At 52.3% G+C, this 23,354-nt stretch carries 16 protein-coding genes; 7 read left to right on the top strand and 9 right to left on the bottom strand.

Going from position 1 to position 23,354, the window contains the following annotated elements:
- Entirely contained in the window at positions 1–912 is a 912-nt protein-coding gene (locus SH449x_RS12725) for a DUF1559 family PulG-like putative transporter (RefSeq protein WP_482381705.1), read from the top strand.
- 730 nt (positions 913–1,642) lie between these two features.
- Here SH449x_RS12725 and SH449x_RS12730 read toward each other — a convergent pair.
- Positions 1,643–3,130, bottom strand: coding sequence for a hypothetical protein (locus SH449x_RS12730; protein ID WP_482381706.1), 1,488 nt, complete (start codon positions 3,128–3,130; stop codon positions 1,643–1,645).
- Positions 3,131–3,591: 461 nt separating this feature from the next.
- Here SH449x_RS12730 and SH449x_RS12735 point away from each other — a divergent pair, with 461 nt between their 5' ends.
- Positions 3,592–3,852, top strand: coding sequence for a carbon storage regulator (locus tag SH449x_RS12735; RefSeq protein ID WP_482381707.1), 261 nt, complete (start codon positions 3,592–3,594; stop codon positions 3,850–3,852).
- 31 nt (positions 3,853–3,883) lie between these two features.
- Here SH449x_RS12735 and SH449x_RS12740 read toward each other — a convergent pair whose 3' ends face one another.
- The 4 genes from SH449x_RS12740 to SH449x_RS12755 all read right to left on the bottom strand — a co-directional run bounded on the left by SH449x_RS12740 (position 3,884) and on the right by SH449x_RS12755 (position 10,899).
- The gene (locus SH449x_RS12740; RefSeq protein WP_482381708.1) at positions 3,884–5,782 is read right to left on the bottom strand and encodes a GumC family protein; all 1,899 of its coding nucleotides are present in this window, start codon (positions 5,780–5,782) and stop codon (positions 3,884–3,886) included.
- Positions 5,783–6,064: 282 nt separating this feature from the next.
- The gene (hrpB, locus tag SH449x_RS12745) at positions 6,065–8,611 is read right to left on the bottom strand and encodes an ATP-dependent helicase HrpB (RefSeq protein WP_482381709.1); all 2,547 of its coding nucleotides are present in this window, start codon (positions 8,609–8,611) and stop codon (positions 6,065–6,067) included.
- Between the two features lie 28 nt (positions 8,612–8,639).
- Positions 8,640–9,929 (bottom strand): NAD(P)/FAD-dependent oxidoreductase, encoded by a 1,290-nt coding sequence (locus tag SH449x_RS12750; RefSeq protein ID WP_482381710.1) that lies wholly within the window; start codon positions 9,927–9,929, stop codon positions 8,640–8,642.
- Positions 9,930–9,960: 31 nt separating this feature from the next.
- Positions 9,961–10,899: an NAD-dependent epimerase/dehydratase family protein gene (locus tag SH449x_RS12755; RefSeq protein WP_482381711.1), complete on the bottom strand. Its 939-nt coding sequence runs from the start codon at positions 10,897–10,899 to the stop codon at positions 9,961–9,963.
- Between the two features lie 241 nt (positions 10,900–11,140).
- Here SH449x_RS12755 and SH449x_RS12760 point away from each other — a divergent pair, with 241 nt between their 5' ends.
- Both SH449x_RS12760 and SH449x_RS12765 read left to right on the top strand, forming a co-directional pair.
- Positions 11,141–12,301 carry a S1C family serine protease gene (locus SH449x_RS12760; RefSeq protein ID WP_482381712.1) on the top strand — a complete coding sequence of 387 codons (1,161 nt, stop codon included), beginning with the start codon at positions 11,141–11,143 and terminating at the stop codon, positions 12,299–12,301.
- A 247-nt stretch (positions 12,302–12,548) separates the two neighbouring features.
- A complete protein-coding gene (locus tag SH449x_RS12765) occupies positions 12,549–13,910 on the top strand; it encodes a PDZ domain-containing protein (protein WP_482381713.1) in 1,362 nt (453 codons plus the stop codon).
- A 65-nt stretch (positions 13,911–13,975) separates the two neighbouring features.
- Here the strand turns inward: SH449x_RS12765 and SH449x_RS12770 are convergent, their stop codons facing one another.
- Positions 13,976–14,659, bottom strand: a complete 684-nt coding sequence (locus tag SH449x_RS12770; RefSeq protein WP_482381714.1) for an ABC transporter ATP-binding protein — start codon at positions 14,657–14,659, stop codon at positions 13,976–13,978.
- A 341-nt stretch (positions 14,660–15,000) separates the two neighbouring features.
- On the opposite strand from SH449x_RS12770, the gene SH449x_RS12775 reads away from it, so the two are divergent.
- The 3 genes from SH449x_RS12775 (at position 15,001) to tyrS (ending at position 17,867) form a co-directional block, all read left to right on the top strand.
- Positions 15,001–15,402 (top strand): hypothetical protein, encoded by a 402-nt coding sequence (locus SH449x_RS12775; protein WP_482381715.1) that lies wholly within the window; start codon positions 15,001–15,003, stop codon positions 15,400–15,402.
- Positions 15,403–15,634: 232 nt separating this feature from the next.
- Positions 15,635–16,546, top strand: coding sequence for a sugar phosphate isomerase/epimerase family protein (locus SH449x_RS12780; protein ID WP_482381829.1), 912 nt, complete (start codon positions 15,635–15,637; stop codon positions 16,544–16,546).
- Positions 16,547–16,601: 55 nt separating this feature from the next.
- The gene (gene tyrS, locus SH449x_RS12785; RefSeq protein ID WP_482381716.1) at positions 16,602–17,867 is read left to right on the top strand and encodes a tyrosine--tRNA ligase; all 1,266 of its coding nucleotides are present in this window, start codon (positions 16,602–16,604) and stop codon (positions 17,865–17,867) included.
- A gap of 411 nt (positions 17,868–18,278) precedes the next feature.
- On the opposite strand, the gene SH449x_RS12790 is transcribed toward tyrS, so the two are convergent.
- The 3 genes from SH449x_RS12790 to mutS all read right to left on the bottom strand — a co-directional run bounded on the left by SH449x_RS12790 (position 18,279) and on the right by mutS (position 23,289).
- A complete protein-coding gene (locus SH449x_RS12790; protein WP_482381717.1) occupies positions 18,279–18,743 on the bottom strand; it encodes a hypothetical protein in 465 nt (154 codons plus the stop codon).
- Positions 18,740–20,053 carry an RHS repeat domain-containing protein gene (locus SH449x_RS12795; protein ID WP_482381718.1) on the bottom strand — a complete coding sequence of 438 codons (1,314 nt, stop codon included), beginning with the start codon at positions 20,051–20,053 and terminating at the stop codon, positions 18,740–18,742. Before SH449x_RS12795 ends, SH449x_RS12790 begins: the two co-directional genes overlap by 4 nt.
- 611 nt (positions 20,054–20,664) lie before the next feature.
- Positions 20,665–23,289, bottom strand: coding sequence for a DNA mismatch repair protein MutS (gene mutS / locus SH449x_RS12800; protein WP_482381719.1), 2,625 nt, complete (start codon positions 23,287–23,289; stop codon positions 20,665–20,667).
- Positions 23,290–23,354: the final 65 nt, after the last annotated feature.

Genomic DNA, 23,354 nt, shown 5'->3' on the forward strand with positions numbered 1-23,354 from the left:
ATGCTAATAAGACGCGGATTCACGCTTGTTGAACTTTTAGTGGTCATTGGAATTATTGCAGCTTTGGTTTCCTTGCTTTTGCCGGCAGTGCAAGGGGCACGCGAGGCTGCAAGACGTATTCAATGTGGCAGCAGTATGCGTCAACTAGGGATCGCTGTTCATAATTTCCACACGAGGAGTCGATTTGTACCGCGTGTCAAAAATGCGTATGCTGGTTCTGTCCATTGGCATTCGCTTATTCTAGCGGATATCGAGCAGGAACCTCTTCAACTCAAAATCAATCAGCAGATGCAAGATGGAGTTCCATGGAATGCACTGGAAGGAATGCGCACTCGAGTAAATACCTTTGCATGTGCAGGCGACCCAGCCCTAGACCGATTGGTTAGACATTACATCTCAGGCCGAGTATTTGCAGCCACTAACTATGTCGGAATCGTCGGCCAAAGTCTCGAGGATAACGACGGTTTGTTTCCTTCTCCGTTTGAACATCGGGGAGCTGAAGTCACATTTCGCGATATCACCATTCGATTTTCGGATGTTCGAGATGGATTGAGCAATACTCTGGCGATTGCTGAGCGTCCCATTGCGAACGAGGCAATAGTAGGGACTTGGCAGTCATCGCAGGAGTATGGCCATCAATCGATTGGCGTCGCCGAAGACATGTCGCTGTGGGGGCTCACTCGTTCGGTATATCTTTACTACTCTTCGATGAACCCATGTGAACGACAAAGATTTACTCGCGGCCGGGTAGAGATTATTTGTGATCAATTCCACCCATGGAGTTTTCATCCTGGCGGTGCGAACTTTGTGCTCGCAGATGGAAGCCAGACTTTCTTAAGTTACAACATACAAGAAAGAGTTTTGCTCGCCTTGGCCACGATTGCCGGTGGCGAAACGATTCCGGGCGAATAGAGATTGGTACGCGTGAAACCTGTTGCCCCCCACTTTTCTAGAGGTACTTATGTTGGAGCTACTGACGCCAATCGTCCGGCAACAAAACCGAAAACCAAGAGTGAGTAGGTTAGTATCCCTCAATCTATGCGTCCTTTTGATAGTCGGGTGCTCTCCACAACTTTCGGATACGACTAAATCGATCTGGTTGCCATTCGATCGAGAACATGTATTGCGCAGTATCGAAATCAGCGAAACGGTGATTTTATTCGGAAATCCAATTTACAGCGTAGAAGGCGAAATCATGCAATCATTCCTAGCCACCGATGATTGCATTGGAAAGCTAACGAAAAGCAGAGCCGAATTGTACTATCTAGAGTACATGACGAAGAAGCCCGTTACAGAGGAATTTATGCAGTTGACTCGCAGAACATACAGCCCAATTCTTGTACTTTTCCATGCGTCGAAGGAGCCGGAGTATTTTTCAATTCACGATCTCGATAGATTTGATAATTCGATTGTTTTTTTGGGGAGCCAAGCGTCGAACTAAGCTGACGTCCCTGACGGGACGGTGAGGTGTGCGGGGCGGGCGTTCGGGCTGCCGACACTATCGGCCCTAAGGCGACTTTCGAATTTGCTCCCCTCCGGGACTCTCTTCGTTCCGTAGGAACCAAATGTCGGCAGTACGAATACAACTTCGCGATGCGTTTCCTGAATGGATTCGGAGTTTTTCCATTGCCGCCCGCCCTATCTACTCGGTTACCGTTAGCCAAGCAGGTACGGGGGCCGCAGCGGTTGTTACGGGGCTGGGATTGTCAGACCCTTTTTGTTTGATCTGGATTGGTAGAACGCCCGCATAGGGTTTAGCCGATTTGATTTTCACAGTCAGGTCGCTTTTCGGCTTGTCAATCGTGAGCGTGCTAGGTTCGATCACGAGTTCGAGATTCTCGTCTAATGGGGACAGTTCGACCTCGCCTGTCCAGCCAGCAAGGGTCTCGAATTTCAACGCGATATCGATGTCTTGATTGGTTTTGCCCTGGTAAGCATCCGCACTTGTGAATATCGAAACAGCCGGCTCCACCGAAGTGATCGAAAGCCAATAGTCATGCTTGGGTCCACCGCGACGATGGAAATCGCCAACGACCGCGTAGTAGTTCGCGTCGTCGGGAATCTTCCAGAAAATAGAAACATCTCGTTCATTGTCCGCATCGTCTTGAAAGACGTGTTGCTCTCCCTTCTCGTTGACGATTGTTAGTACCGGATCGAGTTGCGAGCCCATGCTTCTCGCTGTGACTTGCACTCGCAGGGTTGTGCCGGCCGCTTGGGGCAACTGATAGTAATGGCTCTCGGCGGTTCGTCGGCCGGATTCACCTTTCTGGGATTCGATTCTTCGAAGGAGTTTCTCATTGAGCCGAAGTGTTGAAGCCGTCGCTGGTGTGTTCCCCGGTTTTGCATCGCTCGGAGAGCATTGCTCCAGGTGCGGTGCCCGATCTGATGGAATCTCATATTCGAGAGGCCCCAATCGACAACGCAGTCGGTACCACCAATCAGCGCCACCTCGAAAAGAAATCGTGCTGTCCGGCTCGGCGGGAAAGGCGAACACCTTTACGATATAGCTCCCCGAATGCGGAGCGACGATTTCCAAGGCGGGATCGAGCCCAAAGTGGTCGATCGATTCCATCAACACGAAACCGCGATCGTCCAGAATCTGAAGATTGGCATCAACAGGGGTACCGTATCGGTGCGAATCGATGACAGCCGAGAAAACATCTCCTTCGCTAAGTTCGACTTGGAAGCAGTCTACATCGACATTCTTTTCAAGAACTCCACTGACCGATTGGTCGGGGAGAATCGGAGTTGCGGTGCTTGGCTTATCGTTGGGTTCGATCTCGGAAGCGACTGGAGCAGAGGAGATCAGAATCGGTCGTACCGGGGTTGAGCCAGCAGAATTGAAGAATCGGAACCAAGCGTTTTGCAGAGTGAATGACTCGGCCACGGTGACTTGAAAGACACCAGGTTCCTCGAGACAACTCCAGCTGACATCGGGGGAGCTGCTCCATATCTGAACAGGCCAGCTTTTGAATTGGCCGGTTGCTCGAATCTCGAGTCCTTCGCCGCGAGATGCGGTGACCGGATTCAGTCGTGTGATTTGAGGCGGTTCCTCGGCTCGCGTATTGGGTAGATACAGGATCAGGCTGAAGAGCAGAATTCCTGCCCGATTGATAGCGTTCCAAATCATGGGTGTAGATTACCGGTGGGAGATTGCTGGCATTATGGGGGGAAAGGGAGGGGGGGCTTGTGCTCGAGGTCTCATTTTGACTCAACGCGAGTATCAATTTGAACCAAAATCGTTTTCCAAAAGGGATATTTTTTAAAGAAGTGGTGTGACCAGACGTGTCAACATCGGGTGCGATACTAGTTCTGTCAAGCAAACGACCCAGGCCGCGAGCGTCGCGAACTGGCAGTTTTGTAACCAATTGTAGAAAAAGCGTGTGGAAACGAGAGATTTCTCGCCTCAAAAGCCAACCAAAGTCAGCCTAGATACGAAGAACTTGAACCAAAAGCCGAATTTTCCCAATTCTGGTCCTGAAAAGACGAACTTTTGGTACGTCGTTCGCTTCTAAGTGAGTGACAGTAGCGTGAGAGTAGACATCGCTGAAACACACGAAGTGCAAGCAAAATAACACGGAGGAATGAATTATGTTGGTACTGAGCCGAAAAGAAGGTGAAAGAATCCAAATTGGCGACAATATTACCTTGGTCGTTTCCAAGGTTAGCGGTAATCGCGTCACAATTGGGATCGAGGCTCCTCGGGACGTAAAGGTCGTTCGAGGAGAGTTAGGGGAGACAGGGGCTTCTGCTGGAGAGCCTGCAACGGCGGCGTTACCCGCTGCCGTGAGGGCCTCTACGTTAAGAGAATTCGCAGCTAGCGTCTTACCTCTCCAAAGACAGGTCGGGTAAAGGACAATGTAGGAAAGTCTTTCCAGCCGACTTACGACTGGGAAGGCCGGGGGCGCATGTAGCCTTGTTTTTTCAGGATCTCGGTGTCTGCCGGGTATCCCATAGCTTCGAGAAGAGATTTGATCTCACCGATCTTAACGTCGATGTTCTGCTCTTCCACCCGACTGTCGGGCTTCATCGATTTCAGTCGGGCTAATTCGCGGAAGGCGTTATCGACATCCGTGTTAAGCTTCTCTCGATGGGAGTCTGGAAACGGCGAGTTCGTTGTGGGCCTCAAAGGCTTGGGGAGCTCCTCCTGAGGCTCTATATCTAACTGCATATTCAACTTGGCCCGCCTGTGGCTGGCCGTCGACTTTTCCATGATCTTGGCAAAAAGATCATTAGCGCTTTTAGAATTGTTGTCTGCCAAGAAATCCATCATGTCATTCTTGGGAGGTGATTTGGTCTCTGATGCGTGAGAGGACTCATTATCAATCTCGCGACTCTCTGGGATACTGACCGGTTCGTCCGCGGCTCTCCGACCAACTACGCGATCTCGGGCACGACGACCATAGGTGGGCCCTAGATCGATTGGTGTGATTGCGAAGACCACACCTAGCCCGAAGACCAAGCCAGCAATGGCACTCAATCCAGAAAGAGTCGTTCGACCGGGACCAATTGGCTTGTCGCTAACAATGGGGGCATCGAGTCGGGTCAGCAAGCTCGTTGAAAGAGACGCTACGCGCGCCGCCTGCGCACCTGCTAAATCGCGTTCCGCGCTTTCCAGCAAAGTTGTTTTCGATTTGACTTCGGCTACTAGATTCGCGTAAGCCGCACGACTTTCTGCCAAGTTGGCTAGCCGAGCCTCCGCTTTAACCTTTTGTGCCTCGAGTCGTTGCAACCGGACCTCGGCCAGTGAGAGATCGGCATCAACGGTAATGATCGCGGCTTGCAGCTCGTGAGAAAAGCGACTTGCGATGGCAGCTTGGGCGGACTTCGAAGCGATCGCAGAGGGGTGATCTTCGGTAAATTTGCCGAGGATATACGCTCCTTGAATTTGGGAGTCGGCCAACCCCTCTCTCATTCGGCGCAGTCCGGGGTGGGCGCTGAGCACCGAACCAGGGGCAACCAAAAATCCTTGAGGATCTTCTGATGCTTTGACGAGCATGTCTCGATCGGAAAGCAACGTTTGCCGAGCTGATTCCGATTGTCTGATCTCGTTTTTGATCTGCTCTAATTCTGCTCGAGCAGACGAGCTGCCTCCGACAGTCTCGGTCAAGCCTCTGAGGTCCGTAAGATCGGAACCCGCAGCTCGTTCGGCTTCGAGAAGATCCCGCGTCGCTTCGGCCAGGGCGACACGTCTGGCGTCCTTTGCACTCTCGAGCTCTAGGATAACTCCGTCCGCTCGGACGCGTCGCACTTGCTGCAACCTCGACTCCAAAGCATCGCACAACGCCTTATTCAGTTGCATGGCATGCGCTTTAGAATCGGATTTCACGTCAAGATAGATGATCTCAGTCGTTCCAAACTCGGTTCCTTTCGGCGCATGAACCTCAATGCTTCGTTTGGCCGTTTCTTCAACCAGTTCCGGTGAAGGAAACTCTCCCTCCAGGGCAGAAGGTAAAAACCACTTCATGAGCTTGGGGCGTTCCCCCACAGCGAGCAACGCCTCTCGGACCACTTGATGACTCTTAGCCATCTCCAGTATGGTCTCCTGAGCGGCCTTCATTTCTGTCTGGCTTTGGAATCGCCCTAATCGCATCACAGCCCCGTTAGCTTCATCGCGGACCAACAACGCCTGAGATGCGATGTAGGTATCTGTTTTCAAGAAAAAGGCATAACCGACTCCGAGGGCACCGAAAATGATCGTCGTCAAAATCCATAAGGGAGCCCAGACGAGAATTCCTCGTAGGATGCTTTTGACGGCAGGATTGGTTATGAACGAATTCATTCGATTCGGGGTCTTTGTGTCGGGTTCCAGGGTCTGGCTTACTGTCAGAACTAGATGCGGGCTGGCGCACGTCGCGGGCAACCATTCCCTATGCTTAGCCAAGTGTCGAGAGAATATGGACAAGCATCGAGCAAAATGCCTCGCAACCCGTCGGTTCGATTCATTCGCGACGAATTCGACTGACCAAAGAAAAAAACTAAAGTTCTATAAACGAAACCCACCAACAAGATTCACACGACGAGATGGTTGTCCGTTTTCATCCTTCAAGGCTTCCGCGCAACACTACTTCTTTCCGGGCGTAGCGGTTGTAGGGTCATCTGGCCACGAATGTTTCGGATAGCGTCGCCTGAGTTCTTTCTTGACTTCGGGATAGCCGTTAGCCCAAAACGACTCCAAATCATCGGTGATTTGTTGTGGCCTCATAGCCGGAGAGAGGAGATGCAACAGAATTGGTATGCGGCCGCGAGCAACGCGGGGTGTCGCCTTTAAAGAGAAGACTTCTTGTATCTTCACCGCGAGCACTGGCGCTTTCCCTTGCTCATACTGTAGCTTGATGGAGCTACCACTCGGCACAACAATCCGAGCGGGGGCTTCTCGATCGATGGCACTAAGCTGCTCCGCCGAGAATTTAGCTCGTAACCAATCCAACCACGCCCCATTCTTGATCTCGCTTAGAGAGCGAGCCCCCTCGCAAAGCTGTTCGGCAACACTTTGCAGCACCCCTTGATCAATAAGGGGTAACTCGAGCTCTGGAAGCCAATCCCGAAGAGAGTTTGCTCGCTCGATAAAGCTATTCAATGGCTCATCGTCTTTAGGAAAGGTTGTGTCCCAATTCTGGCGTACCGCTTGAGCGAGGATCGACTTCGCGCGAGCTTGATCTGTGATCGCGGTCGGCGTCTCATTGAGAACCAGATCGATCCACACGGTTTGCTTGCGTGCAACAATCTGTTTTTGCGTGGGATGGTAAAAGTATTCTTCCCGTTCGACAGCCCCTCGTTCGATCCACTCCGTCTTGACACCGCTAGCTTGTCGCACCGACGCATCGCCTCGCCCCGAATCGACATCAATACAAAGAAAGAACTCCGGTTCGCTGACTCCGCTCTGCGGCCCTAATGCAACTCCCTTTCCACCAACCATCAATCCATTGTTCTTACCTATACCTCTGCGCCGAGCTAGCCGATCGGGATACCCGGCCAGTAAACAAAGCAGGAGTGACTCTCGTTCAGAATCGCAGGGGCTCTCTCGCTTGAGATTCTGATGCACATCCTGAAGCGATTGATACAGTTGTTTAGCTACCGAGGCGATATTGCTTACAGCATTGCGATTCAATTCGCCAAACACGGAAGAACGATTGCGACCGTTGAGATAATCCTCAACAACCTCTAGTCTCTCCAAACAATCGCTATCCCAGCGATTGATGCTGCGAGTCACCATGCCCGGTCGACCGTCACGACTCCCCCGCCGGTCGAAGGGGTCTCGTTCGGACAAGATAGCCGCCATGAAACAGGCTCGTCTCTCGCATGAGAGCTTGACGGATTCGATCAGCATTCGTGCCAAACGAGGATGGATCGGCAAACGGACCATCTGCTTACCAAGCTCAGTAATCTTGCCATGGCTAATCGCCCCCAAATAGGAGAGCAGCTGTTCCGCAGCCCGCCACGCCTCAGGATGGGGAGGTTCGAGCCAAGGGAAGTCGCTGGCAGTTCCCTCACCCCATGCATAGAGCTGTAACGCTGCGGCGCACAAATCGATCCGCGAGATCTCTGGCTCGAGGAACGCGGCCCGAGCGCGGTCGGATGCTTCGGACCACAATCGGTAGCAAACGCCTGGAGCAACCCGTCCCGCTCGACCCGTGCGCTGCGTTGCCGATGCCTGGCTTATGTTCTCAAGGCACAATCGATCGAGCCCTATATCCGAGGAGAATCGCATGACTCTCGCCAATCCGCTATCGACGACGACTCGAATGCCTTCGATCGTTAACGAGGTCTCAGCGATGTTCGTAGCCAAAACAATCTTTCTTCGAGCACCAGGTTCGATAGCTCGCACCTGTTCCTCCAAAGGCATCGTGCCATACAAACGGACAATATCGCAATCCCGTCCTAGCGAAGTTCGCTCGATCATCGAAGCGGTTCGTTCAATTTCCCCTGCACCCGGCAGAAACGCCAGCACGTCACCATCATGTTTCGGGACAATCTCCTGAAGAGAATTGACCATGTGTTCGACCGGTTTGATCTTGGGGGATGGTATCGGACGAAAGCGAATCTGAACGGGATAGCACGGACTCTCCACAGACAGGATGGGAATGGGGCCTAGCGATCTCTGGATCGACTCCGTGTCGATCGTCGCTGACATGATCACGATTCGCAGATCGTCCCGCATGGTTTGCTGTAAACGACGCAGCATCCCAAGGGTCAAATCGGAGTCGAGCGATCGCTCATGAAACTCATCTAGCAACACGACTGCGACGTCCTCGATTAGCGGATCGTCTTGCAGGCGACGAAGTAAAATACCTTCTGTCGATACAATCACGCGAGTCTGTCGATTAGTTCGATTCTCAAAACGAACTTGATAGCCCACACGATCACCTAGTTGGCTTCCGTCCTCGGCAGCGATTCGTTGAGCAACGGATCGAGCAGCCAACCTTCTCGGCTGAAGCAACTGAATCAGTCGATCATCGCCGCTATCTCGAAACCGATCCGCGATATACGGTGCAACACGCGTCGTCTTACCCGATCCAGGTGGTGCCTCTACGACGACGATAGGGTTCCCTGAAACAGCGTTCCAGATCGATTCCAGATGGGCATCGATAGGCAAAAGAACTTTTGGCATGATTAAATGGATACCCGTTTCCTTGATCCTAGCATGACAGTTCTTTGTGCAAGCAATCGGCGACTTCTAGTCCACTTTGGATCGCTCCTTCGATACTAGCCGATCTACAATAGTCGCCACAGCGATAGATCCCTTCGGCGACACGAACGTTCGGAGTCTTGGCTAATGACGCAACGGACTGCGACGGTAATGCATAGGGTATCAGGTAAGTTCGCAGATGTTCCCACGAACAAGATTGTGCGCCGAACCAATCCACCAATTGTTCCCGCACTCTTTCAACGAGTGCGTCACCTTGTACATCAGGGAGTCCCACCGTACTAACGCTCAGCAACGCTCTGTCTCCCTCCGCATAGGAAGATTGGCAGAAACTAGGAAAGCACAGATTGTTGATAGGACCTGCCCCATCGGCGTTCAATACCAAGGTTGAATCACGCAAGGGAGGATTGTGAACGGCGAAATACAAACAGGCCGTACTGTTGGGTTTAACAATAGTGCTGTGACTTGGGAGAAACGAAGCAAGCAATCGATTGGCGCATGGCTCTTCGGTCGCAACCACAACGGCATCGCACGGAAACTCTTCGCCATCCGAAGCCACAACGGTTCCGGGCTTAACGCTCGCAACGGTTTTATTCAATTGGATTTCCGTAGTAGAAAGCGAAGCTGCGATTTGCAGGGGAATTGCTCCCATCCCCGTTTTAGGTATCGCCGCGAATCCGGAGCTGAAAGCGCGAAACACAAAATCGAACCGATCTGATGCAACATCAAAATTGGGATCTAAAAAGATGCCACGAAAGAACGGCATAAAGAATCGATCTATCATCAGATCCGAAAAGCCCATCTGTTTTAAGCGATCGATAGCTGGGACTCTCGATTCTTTGAAGACTTGCTCTTCTGACAATCGAACGATCCGGGTTTGGTACTGTAGTAGCTTCCATTTATCAGCGACACTTCCGACCGGGGCTAGCGCGGTCGAGATGAGTTGCCCAGCTGCCTTGCTAAGATCGCAACGCATCGGATCCCCTACTCGATAGCGTTTGCCGTTGAGTTGAATCCATGCACCCGCCGGGAAGCACCTAAGCTCCAACTCAGGCAAATTCAATTCTTTGCCCGCCGTTTCGTAGGCGGTCAAGTAGACTTGGAAGCCGTGATCGAGCAGGAAGCCGTCATAGGTGTCGGTTTGGATCCGCCCACCGACCCGGTCCCGTCCTTCAAGGATCGTTACTTGCCAGCCTCGCTTTTCCAGTTCGCGAGCCGCAATGAGTCCCGATAGCCCCGCGCCGACAATTATAGCTTTTCTCTTGGTGATAGCTTGATTCACGATTGCTTGATTCTCCTCGGCAGGTTGTATCCTAAGACAACTCTGCTAACAAGCTTTGAAGCCCCTCTCGATACGTCGGGAAGGAGAATGAGCTAGAAAGTTCTCGCTTAAGCCTAGCAGAGCTGATTCGTTTGTTCGATTCCGAACGCGAATTCGGCGATCCAAGCTCCGGTGCAAAGATTGGTTCCGGGTAGCCACCTAGTTTGGAAATGTAGCTGTAATAGTCTATGCGGGTCGGAGGGTCACCGTCGGAGACGCAGTAGAGATCGCACTGAGAAGCACGATCCGACATGGCGACAATGACGTTAACCAAATCTGTCAGGTGGATCAAGTTGACATAGGTGTCAGGTTGCATTTTGAGCGGTTGCCTGTCGCGGATAGCTCGCCAGTTAGGGACCCGCGAGGGACCGTATATTCCAGAGGGCCTGAGGATCAGACGGTTGGGGGATTCGATATGCTCGCGGATCCACTGTTCCCCGTGCCAGGCCGCCACCGATCCAGGCCTCATAGGGGCGACCTCACTTTGCTCATCGAGCCAGTCCCCATCGGCACCATTTCCGAAGACCCCCGTGGTGGACAGGTAGACCCATTTAGCCGGACCAACCGCAGAACTCGGCAGAGTGTCCTCTCGAGAGGCATCCAGCAAAAGACTGGAGGAGGGTGCCATGGCAGCGAGGAGATTTTCCAAGCCATCCAGGTGCGTTCGTTCGGCCGGACGACCTGGTACCTGAGCATGCGAGACTGCTATCAGTACAGTTGATAATGCACCACCAGCGATTTCGAGCAATCGATCGCTCTGATTCCATGGCGAGTACCAGTCCCAGACGATGGGTTGGATTCCACTTTCCTGGAGTTCGTTTGCAAAATCGGGCCGTCGGGTGATAGCAAACACCCGATCCCCTCGTTCGACCCAGGTTTTGGCGACAGGAAAGCCGATATAGCCGCACCCTACGATAAGCCTAGTCCGCATGAATCACCTTGCTGTGAGAGTTTTAGCAATCGGCACAACTGGTCTCGTGCGACCATTCGTTTCGACATGTTTTGGATTTTTATTAAAGTTGTCGGGTTTCATTTTGACTATCATGAGCGAATAATCGTTTTCGAGTGCGGTTGGTACGAATGTATCGATTTTGCTCGAATCGTTAACACCGTCCCATCGGCATAGCGGTTGGCTTGCCAGTGTACTCAGAACCAAGTGTGGAAAGCGGAATATGATAGCTAGGAAGTATGGTGACTGCCCATCCCGCCTCGTAGCCTCATTGCTGAATGGGTCATGCCTGCTGTGTTTTTCAGCTGTTGCGGTTGTCGCTCTGGGTTGGGCACCGAGCTTTGTACTGGGACAGCAAGCCCCCGAGCAAAACCGAACCGTCGCCAAACCAGCGGTAGCCAGCTACTACTCGACCATTGTTGACAGCCCGACCTCGACGACCAAGATTGCAATCCCGACCGAGCTTAAATCATTGGCGTTGGGTGCAGACCCAAGAGACAAGAATGAGTTGGTGCTGCTCCAGAAGCAGCAATCTGAGTTGGCGAAACTCCTGCCGCTGGTTACCGTCAATCTTCAGCATGGCAATACGCAGGGTAGTGGCGTGATCATTAGCGGCGATGGCTACATTTTGACCGCAGCTCACGTCGCTGGTAAGGCATCGCAACGAATCCAGGTGACGCTTCACGATGGAACGAGAGTCCAAGGCGAATCGCTAGGTCTCAATCGCAACGAAGACGCCGGGGTGGTCAAGATCACGACTCCTCTAAGTTCCCCCGATCAAGAATGGCCTCATGCGTGCCTGGGGAGATCGCGCGATCTGCGAAATGGCTCATGGGTAATCGCCGTTGGGCATCCGGGGGGGTGGCAATCCGACCGGCCGGCCGTGATTCGCGTGGGACGAGTTCTAAAGATGGTCGAATCCACGTTGGTTACCGACTGTCCACTCATTGGTGGCGATAGCGGCGGCCCACTCTTTGATCTCGAAGGAAAGCTTATCGGCATTCACAGTCGAATCGGAGTCGATGTCGATGAGAACATGCATGTTCCCGTGGAAGTGTTTTACAAGAATCACGAACGCCTGATCAGCCGCGAGGTGTGGGGAGCTTTACCCGGCTTTCAACCCTTTATCGGTGTGGCCGGTGCCAGCGAGCAAGACAGCAACGGAAAGTGTCTGATCAAAGAGGTGGGTCGTGATACACCAGCCTTTCGAGCTGGAATCAGGCCCGGGGATGTTATCTTAAAGTTCGATGGGAATGAGATCAAAAAATTCCAACAGCTCAAGGATGCAGTGGACTCGATGGTGCCAGGCGATTCCGTCTGGGTCGAACTAGAACGCGAATCGAAACGAATGCGACTCCGGCTCATAATCGGCTCGAAACACTAGACCTGGCCCGGGGTAACATGTGTTTGACCGTGGGTAAGTGGTGGGCGTTTTTTTGAACGCTTTGGCTTTCCCGCCACACGCCATAGAATAAATTTGCTATCCTGAGGGCTCGTCGGTGCTTATACTGTACCAACGGAAATTTGCTAACGAGGGTCGCGTTCATCTACGTCACTAGTGGCTGCAACGAATCCTAGTCTGCGGAAATTTGTTTGACATACAAACGCAAAATCGAATAGAGGATTGCTACATGAAACGGATCACCCGACATGCTCGTGTTGCTTTGGCATCGGCCTTGATTTCGTTTTGCGTCTGTCATGCTCGTCCCAGTGATCCGTCTGAGATCCAGCTAGCGTCAGGCCATGTCACCTCAAGCCATATCACCTCAGGATCACATAACGCATTCCAAATTTGGGACACTGTTCGATCGAATCTTCTTCCTTCGAACGAAGAGCCATCGCAGGAATCGGGGCGCTCGCTCTTAGTTCAGCAGGGCTACGGCATAAGTGATCAAGCAGGCGTGCTTGGCGGAAAAGGACACAGCAAGACTCACTACCAAACCTTGCGTGCTTTCCGAGACTCTATTGGTAACACTTGGAAATCAACCGTCCAGATCCTAAATGGTAATCGGCAAGTGGCCTTAGGTGCGATCGTACATTCGGGTGGTTGGATTATCTCGAAATCCAGCGAGGTGCCTGACCAATGCGACATCAAGCTCTATGACGGGACCAAAGCAATTGGCTCGACCGTTCTTCGAAAAGTAGACCTCGATCTTGCGATTTTAAAGATTGAACGAGATGGCTTGGAACCAGTTGTCTTGGACCCACAGATCGAGGTTCCCTTGGGAGGCTGGTTGGTAAGCACAAACATCCGATCAACGCCGCTCAATGTCGGGGTACTGAGTGTTGCTAAACGAAATGTACCATCGGAACGCCCTGTGTTAGGACTAAGACTAGGTGAGGCTCCCATCGGCGATCGAGGTGCACTGATCGAGAGTGTTGTCGCAGGAGGAGGTGCTGATCGAGCTGGCATTCAGGCTGGAGACGTGATCAAGGAGGTTGATGGCATCGAGCTTCCAAATCGCGCTAGTGTGCTGGACCACTTAAAATCGATCACTGCGGGACAATACACAAATCTGACGTGTGATCGCGATGGCAGAAAGATGGTTTTTCGCGCTCAAATGATGGACCTAACCAGCTCCTTGTTTGACAGCACGGAGATGGAGGTCAACGGAGAAATCAGCTCGAGAGCAACCGGCTTCAAGAACGTTATGCAGCATGACACGGTTTTGCTTCCACACCAATGCGGTGGCCCAATCGTTGACATCGAGGGGAATTTCGTTGGCTTGAATATTGCTAGAGCCGGGCGTGTGGTGAGCTTGGCCTACAACGTTAAGGATCTTCAGCCGATCGTTTTGGATATGCTTCGAACGTTGGATGTAGATTTGAGCGAGCTTTGGAATGAATCCAAGACCGTAGCGATTGATACGGAACGCAACTCGTCGATTTTCACACAATCCTCGCTAACTCCAACCGAGATGCCTGCGAGCATCCCTGCTTACATCCAGGTGGAGACCCTTCGTCCTGAGGTTGTGGTTCCCCAGCGAAAATAACGGCTGGGCGGACGTCGACATTCATCAGGGACAGGAGAGCAAGCTACCGAGTGATTCTCGAAAAACTAAGTCGCTTGGCCTACTCGTTCGCGAAGTAGCCCCCGTTTCAGCTCGTAGCATTTGTCCATCCTCATCGCCAGTGCAGGTGAATGCGTCACAACAACGAGCATAGTGTTCTCCTCCTTGGGCAGCTCCAACAGAAGCTGCGAAATGATCTCAGCATTATCCTCATCGAGGTTGCCGGTTGGCTCATCCGCCAGAAGCAAAATCGGATTGCGGATCAAAGCACGAGCCACAGCCACCCGTCCTCGCTCGCCACCAGATAGCTGGCTTGGTAAGTGAGTGAGTCGATCTTTGAGGCCAACTCGCTCCAGCAATTCTTTGGCTCGGCTCACTGCCGCACCATCAGGAGAACCTTGGGCCAACGTCGGCAATAGCGTGTTTTCTAAGACGTTCCACTGAGGCAACAGATGATGATCCTGAAATACGAAGCCGATGCGATCATTGCGGAACTTAGCCTGCTCCGTTTCCCGTAGCTCAAAGGGGTTCACATCGTCGATGGTCAGTGAGCCAGATGTCGGGGCGTCGAGTACTCCCAGGATTTGCAGCAAGGTCGACTTGCCACAACCACTGGGGCCGACAATCGCCGCGTTTTGTCCGCGATTGAGTTGCAAGGACACATCTTCCAACACCACGAGCTCTTCGGCAGGCGTCGGATAGGTCTTACGTAAATGCATCGCATTCAACATGGATTTTTCTCTTTCAACGCAACGGGAACTTGCTAAACATCACTAGTAGCGTAAGCATAGCGTGCGAGCGTTGAAATACCTGTTCCGGTGAAAAGCTTGCGATTACGAGTCCCAAAAACGAAAGTAGCCCTCTCTGAGAGAGGGCTACTTTACTGATAGGCGTTGGGAATATTTCAGCTAGTCTGACAGAACGGGCGTCGAGCGTGAGCCTGTCAACTTAGTTGCAACCGCAGCTTGGAGCAGCAACTTCGCATCCGCAGCTAGGAGCTGGTTCGCAGCAAGACGACTTGCGCGAGCAGATCTTTCCGAGGAAATTCTTCAGAACGTGCTTGCGAGCTGGCTTGCAGCAAGGATCAACTTCGCAGCCACAAGAAGGAGCAGCGATTTCGCAGCCGCAGCTTGGAGCTGGAGCAACAACAGGTGCACAGCAAGGTGCTGGAGCTGGTTCGCAGCAGGTTACTGCTGTTTCGCAACAAGAAGCCTTTCGAGCGTGCAACTTAGCGATCATGCCCTTGAGCAAGTGCTTGCGAGCTGGGGTGCAGCATGGATCGGCGACTTCACAACCGCAGGAAGGAGCAGCGACTTCGCAACCACAGCTAGGTGCTGGAGCAGCGTCACAACACGCGGACTTGTGGAAAATGCCAGCCGAAGCGGTGGCGGAAAAGCTAATAGCGATGGCAACAACTGCCAGGGAGGCGATCAAACGCATGGATTTCTCTCCAAATCAATCGAAGTTTCCGTGAACGCGTCCTGAACATCCTGGCTTGACGACCTTCCTGGCCTTCATCCAGTGCCAACATCATTGATGGCAGACGACGCGAGACAATCTAGAAATCACCCGCAGCTAGCGATTTGCAAATTTTTTGGACCAATTTCGTACCAACAACACGCATTCAGCGGTAGGTATGTCTTGGTTGTAGCGGTTAGAATACCCTCCGGATTTTTGTTCAACTCCTAACCTTCTCCTTGAACGCTATGATTTACCGCCGCCAGTTCCTGTGTACCTCCGCAGCTACCACCGCTCTGGGGTTGGCTTCTAGCCTTGTTTCCCCTCTAGCCTTGGCGAGGGCATGGAGTGTCGCTTCCGATCCCTACTTCGAAAACATCGGAATTCAGCTCTACACACTTAGGAACCAGCTGGCAACAGATCCGGCCACTACTATTAAGGCAGTCGCTGACGCGGACTACAAACAAGTCGAGCTTATGGATGTCACCTCGGCACCCACCATTGTTCCTCTAGCCAAGGAACACGGAATGTCTAGCTCCTCGGCATTCATCAACTGGGAGATCCTCGGCAATGCGAAGCCCCCCAAGTCTGCTGGCTCGATCGAACAATGTGTCGAGCTCGCGACTCAGCATGGCCTCAAGTATCTGGTGTTCGGGTACATTGGCAAAGGGCATCGTGAAACCCCCGATCAATGGAAAGCCATCGCGGAGCGTTCCAACGCCGCCGGTGAGCTTTGCAAGAAAGCAGGCCTCGAACTTTGCTACCATCACCATTCCTTCGAGTTCGAGCCGTTGAGCGGCGGCAAAACCGGAATGGATCTCTTTATCGAAAACTTTGAGCCATCGCTCGTATCTTTCGAGATCGATATCTTCTGGTGTGCTATCGGAGGCTGGGACCCAGTCGAAACCCTCAAACGACTCAAGGGACGGGTGTCTCAAGTCCATCTAAAAGATCTCGAGTCAGGAACCCCTACTATCTTTGACGAAGGCAAGGTTCCTTTCAGTGCCTTTAAAGAAGTCGGGGCGGGGACGATCGATATGAAGAGCGTTTTAGATACCGCTCACGAGATCGGAGTCGTGCAATGCCACGTTGAACAAGATCAATCGAACGACCCGGTTGCGAGTATCAACACGAGTTACGGATACCTGTCAAAACTCTAACTGCTACTTAGCCTTTTTCCTACTTCTTTCCATTCATCAAGTCCCTATTCATTAGATGTCGATTATCAACGAGCTTCAATGGCGCGGTCTCATTCATCAATGCACCGATCTCGAGGCAGTCACCAAAGAGCTCAATCAGCCAACGATTCTCTACGCTGGTTTTGACCCAACGGCCGATTCGCTTCACGTCGGTTCCTTGCTCCCCCTTATGATGCTACGCCGCTTTCAATTGGCTGGCCATCGACCGATTGCCTTGGTTGGTGGTGCAACGGGCATGATCGGGGATCCGAGTGGCAAATCGGCAGAACGAAGCCTGCTGTCAAAAGAGATCCTCGAGAAGAATGTCGAGGGGATTAAATCGCAAATGAGCCGATTCCTCGATTTCTCACCCGGCAGCGGTGCCATACTGGTCAACAATTTCGATTGGATGCAATCGTTTTCGTTTCTGGATTTTCTGCGCGATGTAGGCAAGAACTTCCCTGTCAATGTGATGTTAGCCAAGGACTCCGTACGCAATCGGCTTGAAAATTCCGATAGCGGCCTGAGCTACACAGAGTTTAGCTACATGTTGCTCCAAGCCTTTGACTTTGTCCACTTGGCAAAAAACTACGGTTGCAAATTGCAGATCGGTGGCAGTGATCAATGGGGCAATATCACCGCCGGTATTGACCTTGGTCGCCGCATGCTGGGGCTGCCATTACTCGGCTTGACCAATCCGCTCCTCACGACATCGGATGGTCGCAAGATGGGTAAGACGGAATCTGGAACCGTCTGGCTTGATTCCAATCGAACGAGTCCTTACCAGCTGTATCAGTATTTCATCAATGTCGCCGATGCTGATGTTCTCTTAGCATTGAGGTTTCTGTCGGACGTTGACGAAGAAGAGTACCGATCCCTCGAATCAGGAATGTCCAACCAACCAGGAGCTGCCCAGCGCCGTCTAGCTCAATCGGTGACACGACTTGTTCATGGCGAAGCCGGCCTGCAATCAGCCGTTCGCGCGTCCGAGTACTTGTTCGGTGGCGAGATCGATCGGTTGAGCGACAGTGAACTACTTTCTATTTTCGCAGATGTTCCGAGCCAAACCGCAGGTAAAGAACTACTGGGATCAGGACTAGGCATCGTCGATGCTTTGGTGCTGGCAGGATTGAGCAAAAGCAAAGGCGAAGCACGGCGTCTAGTCGAAAGTGGTGGCGTCTACGTTAACAATCGGCGTTGCGAAGGGGTAGATCGCATACTCAGTGCAGATGACCTAGCGAGCGAAACGGTGATCGTATTGCGAACCGGTAAAAAGAAGTACTCGCTACTTCGCTTTGCATAAACGACGCGATCGGGTGGCACGCCCTGAGGCTTTGCAAAGGGCGTGAACGCCTCCATTCCGACCTCGTGTCGGTGGAGCGATGACTAACAGGCTAGCAACGCATCCCCCAATATATCCCTCCCCCTTCCCTTCTGTCTCGCCTACGGCGAGACAGAAGGGAAGGGGGAGGAGAGCGTCGTGGCTAGCTTGTTAGTCGTGCTTCCACTGAGATGAACTCAGTGGAGAGCAAACGACCAAATTCGGTGCAACAAAGTGCTCGAAAACGGTATCTAACAGCTCGCTTGAGCCCCGATCGGGATAATAGGAAATCCAAAACACCTTTGGAAATTCTATAGGGAAAAGATTGGCCTTCTTTCAAACTTCGAACTTCTTCCGCCCGACCGCCTTGGGCGGAGACCTTACTGACTGGGTCTATCTCTTATTCTGTAAATGTATTTTAAGTACTCTCCTGACATCTTTCTCAGAGTGTGAGTCGCAAAGTAATTGTAGTTTTTTAGAGCAGGCTTTCCAACCAATCTCTCGCATTGCATTGACTTCGTCTGGCGCATCGACGATCCATGGTTGTGTAAAAGGTTCAAGCAATTCGGTTTGACTCCAAGCCTTTCCTGTTAACCAATCGCGATTGGTTGAGAATGCAACGAGACAATCATTCCAAGCGTTCGTTCCATGTAGTTGAAGTAACTTACCGATTGGGTACCTCACTTGCTTTCCATCTTTGTGAATGATGGTCACTTCGTGGTTTAGTGCTCCCTCAGGCCATGTTGGAGCCTCAAGTTCCGTTATTTCAATCGGATTCTTACAGATGAAGGATACCGAGAGTACCCCACATAAAACACCGATGAAGAAAGCGAAGAAAATTGCCGTCTTTACTTTCATCGAATAGGAGCCTTTGGGTCCAAGGAGCTTCCATCGCTCTCGCACGTAACACAATAAATGGTTTCATGTCCCGGATTGTTTCGTTCATAAATCTCGAATCCATAGCAGATTGAGAGTTCGGGTTTACCGCCCGTACTTTCTCCTTCATTGGCGTGGCAGAAAACGTTCGGACCCTCAAGATAAAAGCCAAAATCCCAAATCCAGCAACGTTGCGGTCTTTCATCGTTCCACTTTACCAGTCCAGAAACCGGACAAAACTGTAGCGGCTTTTCTTCTGGTTGAAACGAATCATTGTTCCGATTCCAAGTAAACCCAAAAATCACGGGAGAAGCAGGTTTATTGCTACAGTTCTTGCCCTTGCAATACCCACTATTCGCCAATCGCGCTTGCTTCTTTTGAGCTTGATCGAGCTTGTCAAAGCAGTACTTGAAGTCTCCTCGGCTGTACATTGGATGATGACCAAGTAACGCTGTTGTAATCCCGATGCAACCTGTCCTAATTTGCTGGCACGCAAAGCTATTTTTCGCGAACCTATTTCGTTTGCAAATAAATCCTTCCATTTCTGACCAAGAACAAAATACATTGCCCTCGTTTTCGTCATCCCTCGGGCATCTTCCACCCGGTAAATCGTCCCAAAGGCCAGTCGGATCAACAAACCGCAGTGGCCCACCTTGAACATACTCGACAACGCAAAAACGACCTGAAAGATACCCAATCGGATCTCGTCCCAAGAACCGACCCGCGAGCGGACTCATCCATCGGGCTCGGAAGTGATGGAGGCCTAAGGTCTCGTCCCATTCACGACCAGTGTAGGTATATCGATTTCCAACATCAGAACTCGTAAGCACAGTTCCGCTGGCGCTCGCGATCGTAGGTTGACCATACGCAGTGTAAGCGTAGCGCTCTGCCACCGCGCCGGTGGACGTGGTCATAGCGGCGATGGAGTACTGTTGGTTGCGATGGTAGTAATGGATCGTGCCACCGGTTCCTGCTGCCTTGCGCACGACCGGTTCGTCGATGTAGCTGGCGAATGACGTAGGTGGTAAGGTGTAAGTATTACGGTGTAAGGCAAAAGAGCCAAACAAGTTTGTCGCATCAATGGTGATGTTTTGGCCTGCGGCGGTGAGGAGCTCGTGCGTGGGGCCGTGGGTGCGGTTTTGTGCCGTGCCGTTGGTGGTGATGCTGCTCCAGTCGCCGACTGGAGTAAGGTTCCAAGCTTGGGTGAAGGTTCCGCTGGCGCGGGAGTAGCCTGTGAGACGATCTTCGTCGTCGTAGCTCGTGCCTGCTGAAGTGAACCCGTAGCCGCTCATGACCCCACCGATGGTCTCGGATATTTTGTTCTTGTTCGCATCCCCAAGTATAACTCAGGTTCCCGATGGCAGTACCGGTTCCTCGGTAAGAAATTTCCGTTAAAAGATTATCAGTGGAGTAGGTTCTGGTTTCCGTGACTCCGTTTCCGAGAGTTTCTCCGGTGAGCCTGCGACCGTCGTCGTAGGTTCTGGTGCTGATGGTGGAGCCGTCCAGTTTGAGCTGGTTTCAAGTAACTTTGATTGAAGGTCGTCGTTCCGATGATCACGGTAGATTAATTCATAGCATTTAAACACGGCTCGCAAACAATCGCTAAGAAGCATCGCTCTAGATACCGGACACTCTCGCAATACCGATTGCAAGATGGCCAGAGGGGAAAGAACCCTGTAAAGCATAACGGAAAAAATGCCTCGCGAACCGCGAACACACAAAATTAACCCGGTCTGCGATTATGTAAAAAACACGTGAGAGATTCTTGTCCTAAATTCAGGCCATCGGCAACCAAAGATGTTAGTATCGAAGACGATGGAAACCCGCAGCTTATTTCCATCATTAGTTAAAGCAGCTAAAGTTAATCCACTAGGCTTTGTCCCGTCACTCGCCTCACCGTCTATCACCCCTGCTTAGCCAGCCGCTGTAGCTCTTCGAGCTTTTGCATCGCTTCCAGCGGTGTCATCGTTTCGATTGATAACGCTTTGAGTTGATCCACCACGGCGTTGTCTTTCCATTCGAACAAGGTCATTTGAATCGTGCCTGATTCATTCTTCTTCGGCTTAGCAATCTTAGGTCGGCCATACTTGTCCAGATGATTCTCTTCTAGCTGACTGAGGATCTCCTTGGCTCGCAGGTTGACATCCTGTGGCACACCAGCCAGTCGAGCCACATGAATTCCATAGCTTCGGTCTGCACCACCCGGCACAATGCGATGAAGGAAGATAACGTTGTCATCCCATTCCTTAACCGATACATTCCAATTCCGCACACCAGGTAGCGTGTTCTGCAACTCGATCAGCTCATGGTAATGCGTCGCAAACATCGTTCGGGATCGGTTCTTGCTATGTAGATACTCAACGATCGCCCAAGCCAGCGATAGCCCGTCATAGGTACTCGTTCCCCGACCGATTTCGTCCAAGATAACCAGCGACCGCTCGGTAGCCGTATTCAAAATACGCGCGGTCTCAACCATTTCCACCATAAAAGTACTTTGCCCGCGAGCTAGCTCATCGCTCGCACCGACCCGAGCAAACAAACGATCCGCGATGCCGATCGTCGCCTTCCGAGCCGGTACAAAGCTACCCATCTGAGCCAAAATCGTTAGCAATGCGGTTTGCCGAATATACGTGCTCTTACCCGCCATGTTGGGGCCGGTGATAAGAAGAATGTTGCCATGCTCAGTGCCAATCATCGAGTCGTTCGGAACAAATGTCCCTTTTGGCATCGTGGAATCAAGGACCGGATGGCGGCCTTCGTAGATCTCGAGAATCGGCTCCTCGGTTATCACCGGTTTTATGTAGCCTTGTTTGACCGCCAGCTCGGCCAAAGCAGCATACGCATCGAGTTCGGCTAGGATGCTGGCGTTGATTTGCAAGGCTTGCGTTTGCTCGTGCACTTTTTGCCGCAATTCCAAGAACAACTCGAACTCAAGCGTCTTGGCGGATTCGTCAGCCGAGAGAACTTTCTCTTCGTACTCTTTTAACTCCGGTGTAATGTATCGTTCGGCGTTCTTCAAAGTCTGCTTGCGGACGTAGTTCGGTGGAACGCGATCTTTATGGGTATTGGTGACTTCGAGGTAGTAGCCAAACACCGAGGTAAAGCCGACCTTGAGACTCGTGATCCCGGTGGATTGAATCTGTTCCGCTTGGTACTTGGCAATCCATTCTTTACCACCTACGGCGAGTTCTCTCAGTTCGTCGAGGCGTGCATCGTACCCCGCACGGATAAAGCCGCCCTCTTTCGCCACCAATGGGCAATCATCTTCCAAGGCGGATTCTAAATGGTCTTTCAATATTGGTAGCAAGTCGATGCGGTCTCGCAATTGACCGAGCCTCGCCGATTGACGCTCCTCGAGCAAGGCCCGTACGCGGGGCAATTGCGAAAGCGATCGACCTAATTGTCGCAAATCTCGCGGACTGCAACGGCCCGTCGCGACTCGGGCCGTCAAGCGTTCGATGTCATAAACATCGGACAAGTGTTCGCGAATGGTGTTTCGCAATCGATCGTTGGATACAAACTCTTCCACCGCCCCCAAGCGAAGTTCAATCTGCTCTTTCGAAATAAGAGGCGATGCTAGCCATTGGGCCAGCCGCCTAGCTCCCATCGACGTGACCGTTCGGTCCACGACATCGAGCAGCGATCCCTCGCGTGTGGCCGTGCGAATCGTTTGGGTTAACTCGAGCGAACGCCGGGTCGCGGAATCGATTTCGAGATTCCGACTCAGTCGCGCGGGAACCAATTGCCGAATATGATCCAGGGAAGCTTTTTGCGTCTCTTGCAAGTAGGCCATGGCGGCTCCGGCAGCACTGATGGCCAAGGAATCTTGCAGCCGAGTGTTGTGAGCCTTGGAATCGGCTTGCAACTCCCAGCCCATCCCCGTCAAGTCGAGGATACCGAAATGCTCGTGCAAAACCCGTTGGGCTTCTTCCTGGCCGAACTGCCACGAGGGGCGACGGGTGAGTGCCCAATTTTCGTAGTCGTCGCGAATGATGCTCGAGTCGTCGTCGCGGGTCAAAATCTCGGCAGGTTCGAGGCGTGCGACTTGATCCTGCAACGCAGACTGGGGAAATGCCCCCGCCTCAAAGCGACCCGTCGAAAGCTCCACCCATGCCAACCCGAGCCAGCCGGTCGTATTTTGTCCCGGAGATGGATGAAAAACGGACAAAAGAAGATTTCCAGCCCGAGGATCCAGCAAAGCCTCGTCCGTCAGGGTCCCCGCTGTGACAATCCGCTGCACTTCGCGGCGAACCAGCCCCTTGGCGGTAGCGGGGTCCTCGACTTGCTCGCACACAGCCACCCGGTGACCAGCTCGCACCAGCTTGGCCAGGTAGCTTTCCAGCTGATGGTGCGGGAAACCAGCCATGGGGATGGGATTCTCCCCTTTGTCTCGGCTGGTGAGAGTCAGCCCCAAAACGCGAGCAGCCGTTTTAGCATCGTCGTGGAAAAGCTCGTAAAAATCCCCCATGCGGAAAAAAAGGATGGCATCCCCGCTGGCGGCCTTGGCGTCTTCGTATTGTTTCATCATGGGAGAAAGGTTCATGCCCGTGATGGTAACCAGCCTTTTCCGGCGGTCCAAGTAGGTAAAGCTGG

The organism is Brakhagea baltica (assembly GCF_052161605.1).
In the GTDB taxonomy this organism is placed as follows: Bacteria; Planctomycetota; Planctomycetia; order Pirellulales; family Pirellulaceae; genus JBKCUI01.